Genomic DNA, 11,649 nt, shown 5'->3' on the forward strand with positions numbered 1-11,649 from the left:
ACAGCCTTCGCAATGGCGATCAATTAACTGTAACTCAAGCCGTTCACATGCTGATGACCCAATACATCAAAGCCAGATAACAGCCAATGAAACTGTTGCTCAGATAAACTCAGGCACTCATCAATACTTTTCGTCGGCCACTTAAACTTATCCTGCTCGAGGCGTTTGTACCAAAGTGCAAAGCCGGTGTTATCCCAGTAGAGGATTTTTAATTTATCACGGTCTTTATTACAAAAGACAAACACACTGCCGTCGGTGGCCTGTAAGGATAATTGCTGCTCAACGATAACAGCTAAGCCATTTATCGATTTACGAAAATCCACCGGTGCACGGTGCAGATAAATACAGGGAAGCTCACGAAACATCAACATGCTTGTAGGCCTTTAATAATCTCAAGCAGGTAGCGTGGGGGCAAGGTGCTGGGGAAAGTCCATAGCCCTGTATGATGCTGAAAATGGATAGCCTGGGCTGAAGCGGAAGGTTGAGCTTGGGTTGTCATCGCTGTCGGCGATGTCACGGTAGCCTTAACAAACGGCGCTATCTGTTGGGTGCCCGTTTTAGCCATGTCCGCTTTGCGGGCGTAAAACCCACTAAGACTAAGCTTGTGCACACGACAAAAATTTGAAATCGTTAAGCCGCTAGCGGATTGCTGTTGTATCAAAGCAGCCCAATCTTGATGTGAACGTGTAGCCATGTTAACTCCTGATGTCATTATCAGTCGTTAAGATAAAGGCTCAATGAGTGCAGTTGAAGACGTACTTGCCCGGACGCTTACAAAGAATTTTGTGATTTTTGCTTTGTATCTAACAACAAAATATTTACCCGTCTGTTGTTTATGCTGTTGCGATCTGGTTATGAAAAAGCAGCAATAAACTGTCTTGAGTATTACATAAATTGCCACGAACTAACCGATGACTGGGTGATTAGCTGCTTTATCAGCTTATCATTTGTTAGCCCAGTTAGTTTCTGTCAACACCTAACCAACTCCGATAAGTTTTTATCCACCAACGAACTTTGCCAGCGAATGACAAGTATTCTTTATAGAATTCCTCCAGATGAAATCCCATCTTTAAATTACATGCCTATGCATCTGAGTCAGTTTTGGCCTATTCTTATAGTATAAATCAAGACTAGAAGTGAGATTTGCTATGAAAATGCCTGAAACGAGTTTTTTTGAATGGCAACGTCAATTCAGCGCTGAAATTGATTGCTTAAATCACATTAAGAAAATGAGATGGCCTAATGGTTTTGTTTGCCCTAGATGCTCTTGTGAGCATGCCTATGAGCTTACAACCCGCAATTTATATGAATGCAGTCAATGTCATAAACAAACATCGGTCACAGCAGACACATTATTCCACGGTAGCCGTATTCCTATCACTAAGTGGTTTTGGGCAATCTACTTTTTAGGCTCAGATAAAGGCAGTATTTCAGCATTAAGATTGAGCAAGCACATTGAAGTTAATTGGCGAACGGCACGTTTGATATTAAGTAAGCTGAGAACGGCTATGGGCCATAGAGACAGCTTATATAGACTGTCAGGCGTTATTGAAATTGATGATGCGTTAGTGGGTGGCAGAAGGAAGGGCAAGCGTGGACGTGGAGCAGAAGGTAAAACACCTGTTTTAGTTGCCGTTGAAAGCAAAGGAAAAAGAGCTGGATTTATTGCTATGCAGGCTGTGAATAGCGTTTGCCATGATAGTGTTGAAAAGTTCGTTGCCAAACACTTAACGAGACAGCAAGAAGTGCATACAGACGGCTTACCTGCGTTGAACATTATAGATAAGACTCAACAACATGAAGCGAGGGTTACCCCCAGTGAGCTTGTTGATGAATGGCTGCCTTGGGTTCATATTGCCATTGGTAACTTAAAGGCATTTTTACTTGGGACATTTCATGGTGTTTCAGGAAAGTACCTACAAGAATACCTGAGCGAGTTCTGTTATCGGTTCAATCGTAGACAAATGGAAAGAGAAATACCTAACAGATTGTTAAATTTGGCAATAATTCACACGCCAATACATTCTTACTGAGCCAACTGCATAGGCATGTTAAATTATGACTCGTTCAGCCTAATGTGTGAACGAGTAGAACAGTTTCATGTCGCATCATTGCCATTCTCAAGTGTCAAAAAGATAACCTGTTTTGTTATTTCAAGGATGAGAAATAGCAAGTTATCTGCTCAGTTGACAGCATTGTGGATAAAGGACTTTTCTGCAACTTCTAGCGACATTGCAAATATGCTACATTACGATTTATTCAAAGATTATAATCACTTGCAGTTATATATATTCAATTTTATTGATGAAATACATCAAGTATTGGACGTTCATTCAGCTCAAGAATTTACCTACGATTTATTATGCTCTTGTAGTGATACCTTTCAAGATTGCAATTTACCTCAAATGCTTAATTTAAAGGCAAAGAACCTTTCGACTGGCCAATTTAAACACGTATTTCGTTTGGTTTTTTTTAAAGGTAATGGCGTCATAAATTATTTATATGATGACGAGCAAGGAGTAAATGTTGCCTAATTCAAATGAGACTTTTATCCAATATTCTGGATACTTGAAATCAGAGTGCATCCAACAAACTGCACCATTCATTGGCTTGTTAAAGAGCACTTGCAAAGCTATAGATTGCGCAATCGACTTACACTTAAAATCATTATTTGTTGTAAACAAAGGTCTTGAAAATGCGTTTATTGAGTTTAGGAATGACGCTTTAGAGCAAGATCCAAATTTCTTTAAATCAGGCTATTTAAGAGTGTCTGATACGAACTTTGATAGCTTTAGCAGTACGATTGACTTCAGAACCAATATATTACTTTTCGACACCCTTAGATCAGCTTCACTTGATCTCGGGAAGCTTAAGCGAGCATCATTTGTTGTCGATAGTAAAGGGGAATTCCTCAATGTGTTTGTGCCTGGGCATTTGGCTTCGGAAGCTATCGGCGTTTTCAATTACAATATTGAAAAACAAGAATTAACATTCTCAAATACCAGGGACTACACATTCATAAAGATATTAGATTCCATGCCGGTTTTTGATGAATCAATCGTTATTGGAGTTAATCCAGGTTCATACGATATCAGTAGCTTAATCACTATGAGTGAGGCTTTTGCCTCGAATGAGCTTAGTTCACCTTCGGCAGTTGTTAGTGTTTTTGGTTCAGATCAGCAGTATAAGGATCTAACACAACTTGCACTTGTAAGTATGCTAACAGACGAAACTTTTGAACATGCATTGGCTTTTGATTTAATTCAAAGCGATAGGTTCAAAATGTTTGCTTCTGATAATCAAAGATTGCTGAATATCGTTAACAGCACAGAACCTGATGATATTAACTTGTTTATGGGCCAGTTACTTAACTTTTCTATGCGTAATGAAACACAATTTTTAGAGCATATTCAAGCTCACCTAATTGACGAATGGCTAGAAAGGTTATCAAGCATAAACCCTGATCAGCGTGTATTTTTCGAAACGTTAAGTGCGATAAAAAACTATGCTGATAGAGGGTATTTTCACAAAGATAAAATAAATATTTTAATGAGTAATTATGAGGATGTTTTACATTTTGAGGGGTGTATTTCGTTGTCTAATGCTATCGATTTGGCTGTTGAGCAAGAATTTTCTACGAATGCTTCAAGCACTACTCAACAACCGGAATCAGATTTAATAATTACTAACTCTATTTAGCCTTATGCCTGTTTAATTTCGAATTCACCGGTTGCCACTTTGTCTTTGACGTTCTTCAGGTTATCTTGGCATTGCTTCTCATAAACAGCCCATTCTGAGTCAGTGTGTTTTACTGTAAATGCACCAGTGATAACTCGACCTTTATCTTGTACTACCACTGAAAGGTTAAATCCATGCCCAAATAGGCTCTGAACTTCTGGTGTCGAAAATCGCATATTGAAAATAATTCGGTCAAAATGATATTCACCTTTAGCATTAACGTATGTAGCTCTCTCATTGGGTCTACTGTGATGTTCAATAATATTTTTAAGGTGTTTTTTGAAAATGAATGGATTTTCCATATCGAGAAAATTTACTTGGTTTTTAGAATTTTTTATATGAAGACCAAATGTTGGTACATCCAGTCTAATGTTAAACATAAGGTCGCGGCCACCAGCATAAACAGCTTTATCTAAAAGATTACGAAAATAGGTTGCGGAATTAATCATATTTTTTGTGCCTTATTTTTGATTTAGCCAAGCTTGCATTGTTACTTTTTGCAAATTACAAACCATAGTGTAATATACTTATAAAGTATATGAAAGGTGTTAGATATGATTGATAAAGTTCTTGCCAGATTGAATAAACAGCAATACGAAGTTGCTACAACTCTCAATGGCATCATTAGGACTTTAGCTGGTCCTGGAACGGGGAAAACTGGCACTCAAACGGCACATATTGCCAACCTAATAAATATAGGTGTCAATCCTGAATCTATTTTGGCAATTACCTTCACCAATAAAGCAGCAAGTGAAACTCGCCATAGAATTGTTAAAAACACTGAAGATTTAGGAAGCGTAGGTTGGCAAGTTGCCGCTTCAACGTATCATTCATTTTGTAGAAAGCACATCCTAAAACCCTTTCAAAGTCACGAAATGTTTATCAACATGGGCTATGAAAATGGATTTATCATACTTGATGATTCGGACTCTGAATCGGTTATGAAAGAGGTTTATTCAAATAGTGTGGGCGGCTTTAATCTTGTACTTGATGCTTTGGGCATTACTGAAAAACAAATGCTCAGAAATATCTCAGATCATAGATCTAAAGGAATAGACTTTGACATCTTTTCGCGGCAAATAAAGCATGACCCCATAAAGCTTAATGCAGCCAAAGAACTGAAAGTAATTATTGACTCTTACCCTATTTCCTTAAAAGGTGTTAGTAAGGAAAACAAGGCCTTAATGTCAAAAGAGATTGGATCTCGACTACAGCAAATCAACGGGGACTTTAATGACGCTGTTGTGGCTATAGCGTGGAAACAATACGCTAAGGATTGCGCCGCTGCTGACGGTCTCGATTTTGATGATCAATTACTTTTTGCTATGAAACTACTTCAGCATGATAAGACTGTTGCCTCTAGGCTTGCTAAACGTTTTGAATACATATTTTTGGATGAGTTCCAAGATAGTAATATGTGCCAATGGCAATTAATGAAATCCATCATTAATGCTCAAAAGTCGCCGAATTTGTTCATAGTCGGTGATGATTACCAGTCTATTTACAGGTTTCGAAATGCTAATGTAGAAATCATGAAGAACTTAGATAAAGAACTTCCAACCTGTATAACTAATAGCCTCATAAATAATTACCGCTCTACAGCAGCAATAATTAACTTGTCGAATGCCTTGACCGCGCAAATGCCTAATCAAATCGGAGATGGGCAGTTGATTGCAGCATCAGGCATTACCGGCGAAAAACCAACTCTAGAAATATATAATAATGCAAAAGAAGAGGCTGATGGAGTTGTAGCAACTATAACAAGCCTAATCCAGCGAGGTGAAAGGCCGTCTGACATCGCAGTCCTATATCGAAACCGGACTGTAAATAAAGAGCTTATCGAAGCACTTAATTTGTCTCGTATGGATTACGACATTATTGGTGATGTTGGCTTCTATCAAACTGCTGAAATCAAATCTGCGGTTGCAATCCTACGTATCCTTACTCGAAATACAGATGTGTTTGCTTATGCGAAGGTACTAGATTATGCCACTGTAGGTATTTCAGCGGTTCGATTAAAGTCAACTACTCATGAAAACGGTTCTTCCCCTCTCGAAGCGATTGATTTCATCATGAATAAGGATAAGAGGGCCAAGAGCAAGGCTGAAAGCTTCGTCAGTGACATTAAATCACTAATACACACATCTAAGCAGCTAGCCACTCACGAACGATTTCTAGAGCTTCTATTGAATACGGAAGAGTTGAAGAACCTCTATAAAACAAACCCATCAATCAAGGCCAAAGCTGATGGTCAATATCGTGACATAACTAAAAGAACTGTAGGAACCCTCGCAACTAAATTCAAAGCTTTCTGGGAGACTCATTTACTTCCTTCATTTGTTAAAGATAGTCATAAGGTGGCCATTAAAAAGTCAGCCAATATGGATGGATCTACTGATGAAATAGCAAATGAATTGGTAGAGAAAAGAAAGAATAATTTTAATATTATTTTGGAACGTGTGCTTAATGATATGAATAAGCCGGGCGCCATTTTATCTGAGCTTGTTGACGACTTGGTTCAGAGAATAGATCAAGAGGGTAATGATGATCTTGAGTCAATCCAGTTACTAACTAACCATGCTTCTAAAGGGCTTGAGTTCCCACATGTATTCCTAATTGGTACTGAAGAAGAGTCCTATAATAGTTTAGATTCTGATCTTGATGATATCGAAGAGGAAGGTCGCAACTTCTTTGTTGCTTCTACTAGAGCTAAAGCATCACTTCATATTTCAGCGTCAGTTACGAGGGTAGTAAATGGCAATTTCATGAATAGGTCTTTGTTAAAGCTACTTTACCCTTTGCTAGATAAGTTAGATTTATCAGAAAGGACACAGAAGGTTTTAAATGGTACCGACAATAGATTTGAAGACGAATTTCAACTGGATTCAGCACCTATTCCTAATGGATTGGCTGCGGAGATGCAGAGAATTGGTGATAAATACAAAGTTAGGCATGAGGAAAAATCAGTGGTTCAAGATACTGAAGAGTCGTTTAATCCAGCTCCTGGTTTCTTTTAAAAAAAGGCATCATAAAATGATGCCTTAAAAATAAACCCTTAGCTGAGTCAATTTTTTAATAGCCTATAGGTTTTACGCTCGACGTTAAATACAGATTTATAGAATTTAATCAGTTTCTTAGTTATTATTCAGTGGAGGGTGCGTGCATAACTTTCATAGCCTCGTAACAAAACGAAACAGCCTTAATCATTCACTTGGCCACCTCAAATCAATCTGTCAACACTATGGAAAGCAAATATCTGACGACTTACTATCACATTTTAGTATCAATCAACCTAATCAGTTCTTTGACTACGAATTACATGCATCTAATTATGGCTTGGAGGAATTTTTTAACCAATTCAATGGTAAAGATCCATCAATTAATTTAAGAAGGTTTTTGGATAAGCTTTCTAAGATCGAGAAGCCTTCCAATATCAAGCTTGTTTCTAAAGATAATTCTTTTTTGGGAGTTTTTAACTTCTTAGATGTTGATTCTAGATTGAAGGTAACGATTAAGCATTCTACAACTCTTAGTATGAACTCAACTGCAGTGGTAGGTTTAGAGCTACTTTTACCTAATGGTAAATTGCTTTATGAAAAATCATTAGAGCAACCCATGGCTACTAATAATTTAATGTTATCAATGTGTGATCTTCAGCTTGAAGTTATCAGGCTTGATGTGAACAATAAAATGCAACTTGAATGTGAACACGACTATGTGAATCAGGCTATTTTTGAATTATTTATTGTTGATTCACTTTCGAGTAATGCTGACCTAGAAAGACACTCAGGTATTTTCGGTGTATTAACACCTGACCCCACGCAATACTATAGCAATTTTAATTACCCAGAAACCCGCATTCTAGCGGCATGCCTTAGTAATATTCCTAAAATAGAAATGGCTAGACGCATAAGTGTTCTATCTGGCTACACTAAATTTTATTTGGGTGAATCTGAAGTTAAAAAAATCGAACAGGGGTTATCGGAATTCATGTTGTCTGGTCCAAATGAACAAGATTGTATTGAATTTATTGCGGCAGCAGATTTGTATAATGTAAATATTGGCACCAGTAATTCAACATTCATAGCCAAACACATTAATGCCATTGATGAATTTAAAGGATGCGGTGTTTTTCAAGGTAGTTGGCACTCTTTACTTAAATTTTAAGCTGCATTTCTTGTTTCTGTTTCAGACTTCTTATCTGGGTTCAGTGTGACTTCACCTACAGCGTCACAATTCCTTATACCGTTTGGCCAGCGTTTAGGATTTCTTGACCTCGCTTCCTCTAGCACTATCTTACGCTTAGATAAAATAGTCCTGTCTTGCATCGCATGACGCTCACTCGGTGACACAAAGTTGAGCTTGCTGTGTTTATGCTTAGTATTGTACCAAGTCACAAATACTTCGACCCATTCTCGTGCTTCGGTGATGCTTTTAAAGCCAGAGCTAGGCCATTCTGGCCGATACTTTAATGTTCTAAACAGCGACTCGGAGTAAGGGTTATCGTTACTGACACTCGGGCGGCTTAATGACGCGGTAACGCCTAACTCTTCAAGCTTGGCTTTCATTGTTAACGACTTCATCGGAGCACCATTATCTGAGTGCAATACCAGTGGCTTCTTAAAGCATTGCTCACGCAGCATATTGCGTTGCATTAACTCGGCCGCTAGCTCACCACATTCACGTTCATGGACTTCATAACCCACAACCTTACGGCTATAAATATCCTCAAACATATATAGATAATAAAAGCGTCCTTTGATGACCGAAGCTAAATAAGTGATATCCCAAGACCACACTTTGTTCGGCTCATCTGCAACATAAGCATCTGGTTTACTTCTTTTTGTTATGCTTTGGCTTCGTCCACGTCGATTTAATTGAGCATTGGCTTTTAACACTCGGTAAAAACTCGACTCTGAAGCGATATAGACCCCTTCATCAAGCAGCGTCGGCACGATTTGTGAGGGAGGTAGACTCGCAAACCTTGCCTCATTCGAGGTTGCCAGTATCAGCTTTTCCTCGTCATCACTAAGCTTGTTGGCTGGCTCCTGTCTTACCGCCGAGGGCCTTAAATCAGCTTGTACTTTTCCTGCTCGATACCAGCGCCGATACGTCCGCTTACTTAGCTCTGCTTCAGCGCAAGCCTTGTAAAGACGTGCACCGTGGGCATACGCTTCTTGTATTAAATTCACCAATGTTATGCGCTTAGGCAAAGGCGTTAACTCTCCTCGTTGTCGTCCTCCCAAAGCGCATTGAGCTTTTTTCTAAGCACCAGTAAAGCCGCTGTTTCTGCTAACGCCTTCTCTTTGTAGCGTAGCTCTCGTTGCAGGGATTTGATTTCTGCTTTGTCTGATTTGGCTTGCTGCTTAATCGTTTTGGCTTGAACTTCACTTGTCGTAAAGCCCCCTAAACAATCTTGTTTCCACTGCTGAACTTGTTCTCGAAACAAACCATTTTCTCGGCAATATTGGCTTACTTCAGCTTCAGACATTGGCGCTGTTTCAATGAGAACGGCAAACTTAGCTTCGGCCGACCAATCATTACTGGTCAATTTTTTACCTGGCACTGGGCGACCCTCTTTTTTAGCTTTATCGCGCCAATGATACAGGGTTTGGTAGGCGATCCCTTCACTACGTGCCACTTCCATGACGGTCATATTGTGGGGAGGCAATAACTTCTTTAAAACTGCTTCTTTACGTTCAGATGAATATCGTGCCATTGAGCTCTCATTGACCGCCCCCTCTATTTAATTATTGGATGATTTTAAGGGGTGACAACAATCCTGACACAGGGGGGATGCCTCCAGTTGAGCTTGGCATTAGAGAACGCTCTTACCAAAACATCGCCAACTTCACTGTTAATCCCGGCAATGTCGGAAGAAATATTACGGACACCATCAAATAGTATTTAGAGCCCGCTTGATTGCATATACCTAAATAAAAGTCCTTATTTGGTACTCAATAAGCGTGTATTATAAGGGGGTCCAGATGATGGTATCGCTTTAATCAAGGCCGAACTCTAATTACAGCTAAAGGTTTATTTATGGAAATTGATCAGAATAAAAAGGTATTTGGAGATATCGAAGAAACCACCACCATGTTGTCCAACCTAATAACTCAACCGACTAATGAGGTTGATCCTGAGATATGCAGTGATGAAGCAGAAGCAGCTGATGAAGAGCGTAAGCAATTAGAAGAAAACATAATCAAGCGAACTATGCAGAGAAGGGACCGGATTGTCTACTTAGCTCTGTCTGGTATACGAGTTAACGAACCAACCATTTTAGCCGAGATTGCTACTGACTTTGAAACATCGATTTCAATAGTCAAACAAGATATTCATGCATTGTGTTGTAAGGAAACTTGGAAAAAACACAAACACAGACTCAAGGCTCTTCTTCTAAAAGCTAAACATCTCAAGTTAATTCAAGCAGAAAACAGAAAGAAGGAAGTTGCCGCTACAGTGTTAAGCTTTGTTAAAATCAACGAGAGCATGCTGGTGGATTTTTCATTACGTTATGATTGCATGCCGAAAACGTTAATGAGAGATATTACTCAATTAAAATCAGCGAATTACTGGTATGCAAATTACATGAAGAAGAGACCTGTTAAACAACAGGCTAAAGCAGCAATAATTTTCATGCGAATGCACATTACTTATTAATTATTGCTCTGCCCTTCAATAAATGCGGCAAGTAATTTTCTATATATTGTTCAGCAGCTAAGCGTGGATAACCTAAGCTTGTTAGATATTCATAAATAGTGTCATACATTCCATTTCCCATCTAAGTCATTTTCGCCCGCAATCACTATACAAGATAATAAACTTTTCATATACTGGAAAGGTTGTTTTGTTGAGGTGGATAACCAATGCACTTATCAAGCCAGAAAATCGAAAAATTAAACTATTATACAGCAACTTTTACTAACGAGATTCTGACTACAGAATACGGATTAAGTGATAGTGCTGTATATGTAGATTTTACTCCGATTTTCCTCGTGTCATCTGAATTTGTCATGGTAATTAATGACAATATCAATCATAAAATTATTTCTATGAAAGGGATTCGAAGCACCCATTGCTACGACATGCTTTGTCATAGCGAAAAGTTGAAATCATTTCTTCGTTCAGTTTTGTCTGACTTTATTGTAGATCATCGTTTACGAATTGAGACTGACGAAAGTCAGATATTAGGTCGGTTTGCTGTTTTGATGTCCTACAAGTCCTTCGGTGCAAGTTAACACGCATTTACCAAGACATTTCAGGACATTCATTATCTTAACATTGCTTTTTTGCTGCTCAGGATTATCGATATGACCAACCAATTATTGTTTAAAGTTAACCAGGCAGCTTTGGCTACAACAGCTCTCACTGACCTCATGTATCAATTATATTGCTTCGATCATGATATGCCGGTGTATGGCTCATCTCTTTTATACAATGGACCTAAACGGTTCAGGTTAAATTTGGATACTCAGTCTCACGATTGGAGCCAGGTTATTTTAGTTGATCTGGCATTTGAAGCTATGATGCAAAGTGGTGGCGAAATTAAAGCTAGTACACATCTAATGAATTGGGTGCTTGAAGTTTTCTCAAACAAAGTGGTTCGTGATAGGGCTGTCATCAAGCATGAACAAAGAATTTATGCAATTGAGTCAAGACGAATTTGGGAAACTGAATTTAACCGTAGCGCTTTACAGATTGAGTTTAGTTCTGACCCTTGTGTGCCAAAGGGCAATGTACATTATCGGTACGTTTATCGTTATGACTATAACAAGCAATACCATATATCCTATCGAGTAGAAGTTGGCTGCACTGAAGATGATTTTTGGGCTGTAAATCCTTACTGGTTTGATTATTATGGTCCTGAAGAAAGTGAAATTGGTTTGATAGCTTACTTGGATTATTAAG

The 11,649-nt window shown here is 38.6% G+C and carries 12 protein-coding genes; 8 read left to right on the top strand and 4 right to left on the bottom strand.

Translation table 11 applies throughout. The features are described from left to right. Positions 1 to 23: 23 nt before the first annotated feature. On the bottom strand, positions 24 to 371 hold the full coding sequence (gene tnpB / locus HNW13_RS17650) for an IS66 family insertion sequence element accessory protein TnpB (protein WP_208062917.1): 348 nt from the start codon (positions 369 to 371) through the stop codon (positions 24 to 26). Then, positions 365 to 694: a hypothetical protein gene (locus HNW13_RS17655; RefSeq protein ID WP_124012032.1), complete on the bottom strand. Its 330-nt coding sequence runs from the start codon at positions 692 to 694 to the stop codon at positions 365 to 367. The genes tnpB and HNW13_RS17655 overlap by 7 nt, the downstream gene beginning before the upstream one ends. 454 nt (positions 695 to 1,148) lie before the next feature. Here HNW13_RS17655 and HNW13_RS17660 point away from each other — a divergent pair, with 454 nt between their 5' ends. From HNW13_RS17660 to HNW13_RS17670, 3 genes are read left to right on the top strand one after another with little or no spacing between them, the layout of a single operon-like run. Further along, positions 1,149 to 2,033, top strand: a complete 885-nt coding sequence (locus HNW13_RS17660) for an IS1595 family transposase (RefSeq protein WP_208062919.1) — start codon at positions 1,149 to 1,151, stop codon at positions 2,031 to 2,033. A 42-nt stretch (positions 2,034 to 2,075) separates the two neighbouring features. Then, positions 2,076 to 2,534, top strand: coding sequence for a hypothetical protein (locus tag HNW13_RS17665; RefSeq protein ID WP_208062921.1), 459 nt, complete (start codon positions 2,076 to 2,078; stop codon positions 2,532 to 2,534). Then, positions 2,524 to 3,699: a hypothetical protein gene (locus HNW13_RS17670; protein ID WP_192114638.1), complete on the top strand. Its 1,176-nt coding sequence runs from the start codon at positions 2,524 to 2,526 to the stop codon at positions 3,697 to 3,699. The genes HNW13_RS17665 and HNW13_RS17670 overlap by 11 nt, the downstream gene beginning before the upstream one ends. 2 nt (positions 3,700 to 3,701) lie before the next feature. Here the strand turns inward: HNW13_RS17670 and HNW13_RS17675 are convergent, their stop codons facing one another. Then, positions 3,702 to 4,187 carry a hypothetical protein gene (locus tag HNW13_RS17675; protein WP_192114637.1) on the bottom strand — a complete coding sequence of 162 codons (486 nt, stop codon included), beginning with the start codon at positions 4,185 to 4,187 and terminating at the stop codon, positions 3,702 to 3,704. A gap of 105 nt (positions 4,188 to 4,292) precedes the next feature. On the opposite strand from HNW13_RS17675, the gene HNW13_RS17680 reads away from it, so the two are divergent. Next, positions 4,293 to 6,755, top strand: coding sequence for an ATP-dependent helicase (locus HNW13_RS17680; protein ID WP_192114636.1), 2,463 nt, complete (start codon positions 4,293 to 4,295; stop codon positions 6,753 to 6,755). Between the two features lie 142 nt (positions 6,756 to 6,897). Next, positions 6,898 to 7,905 (top strand): hypothetical protein, encoded by a 1,008-nt coding sequence (locus tag HNW13_RS17685; RefSeq protein WP_192114635.1) that lies wholly within the window; start codon positions 6,898 to 6,900, stop codon positions 7,903 to 7,905. Here HNW13_RS17685 and HNW13_RS17690 read toward each other — a convergent pair. Continuing rightward, a protein-coding gene (locus HNW13_RS17690; RefSeq protein WP_192114312.1) for an IS3 family transposase occupies positions 7,902 to 9,457 on the bottom strand; the annotation gives its coding sequence in 2 pieces (ribosomal slippage) (positions 7,902 to 9,004 and positions 9,004 to 9,457; 1,557 coding nt in all). The two genes, HNW13_RS17685 and HNW13_RS17690, sit on opposite strands and share 4 nt — an antisense overlap. Positions 9,458 to 9,780: 323 nt before the next feature. Between HNW13_RS17690 and HNW13_RS17695 the strand changes: the two genes are divergently transcribed. The 3 genes from HNW13_RS17695 to HNW13_RS17705 all read left to right on the top strand — a co-directional run bounded on the left by HNW13_RS17695 (position 9,781) and on the right by HNW13_RS17705 (position 11,648). Continuing rightward, positions 9,781 to 10,401: a hypothetical protein gene (locus tag HNW13_RS17695; RefSeq protein WP_192114634.1), complete on the top strand. Its 621-nt coding sequence runs from the start codon at positions 9,781 to 9,783 to the stop codon at positions 10,399 to 10,401. 206 nt (positions 10,402 to 10,607) lie between these two features. Then, complete coding sequence (locus HNW13_RS17700) at positions 10,608 to 10,979, top strand: hypothetical protein (RefSeq protein ID WP_192114633.1); 372 nt, start codon at positions 10,608 to 10,610, stop codon at positions 10,977 to 10,979. A 72-nt stretch (positions 10,980 to 11,051) separates the two neighbouring features. Continuing rightward, positions 11,052 to 11,648, top strand: coding sequence for a hypothetical protein (locus HNW13_RS17705; RefSeq protein ID WP_192114632.1), 597 nt, complete (start codon positions 11,052 to 11,054; stop codon positions 11,646 to 11,648). Position 11,649: the final 1 nt, after the last annotated feature.

Source organism: Shewanella sp. BF02_Schw (assembly GCF_014596695.2).
Lineage (GTDB): Bacteria > Pseudomonadota > Gammaproteobacteria > Enterobacterales > Shewanellaceae > Shewanella.

Bases quoted from the DNA above. Each gene is read 5' to 3' on its own strand.
- tnpB (WP_208062917.1), bottom strand. From the start codon at position 371: ATGTTGATGTTTCGTGAGCTTCCCTGTATTTATCTGCACCGTGCACCG.
- HNW13_RS17655 (WP_124012032.1), bottom strand. From the start codon at position 694: ATGGCTACACGTTCACATCAAGATTGGGCTGCTTTGATACAACAGCAA.
- HNW13_RS17660 (WP_208062919.1), top strand. From the start codon at position 1,149: ATGAAAATGCCTGAAACGAGTTTTTTTGAATGGCAACGTCAATTCAGC.
- HNW13_RS17665 (WP_208062921.1), top strand. From the start codon at position 2,076: ATGTGTGAACGAGTAGAACAGTTTCATGTCGCATCATTGCCATTCTCA.
- HNW13_RS17670 (WP_192114638.1), top strand. From the start codon at position 2,524: ATGTTGCCTAATTCAAATGAGACTTTTATCCAATATTCTGGATACTTG.
- HNW13_RS17675 (WP_192114637.1), bottom strand. From the start codon at position 4,187: ATGATTAATTCCGCAACCTATTTTCGTAATCTTTTAGATAAAGCTGTT.
- HNW13_RS17680 (WP_192114636.1), top strand. From the start codon at position 4,293: ATGATTGATAAAGTTCTTGCCAGATTGAATAAACAGCAATACGAAGTT.
- HNW13_RS17695 (WP_192114634.1), top strand. From the start codon at position 9,781: ATGGAAATTGATCAGAATAAAAAGGTATTTGGAGATATCGAAGAAACC.
- HNW13_RS17700 (WP_192114633.1), top strand. From the start codon at position 10,608: ATGCACTTATCAAGCCAGAAAATCGAAAAATTAAACTATTATACAGCA.
- HNW13_RS17705 (WP_192114632.1), top strand. From the start codon at position 11,052: ATGACCAACCAATTATTGTTTAAAGTTAACCAGGCAGCTTTGGCTACA.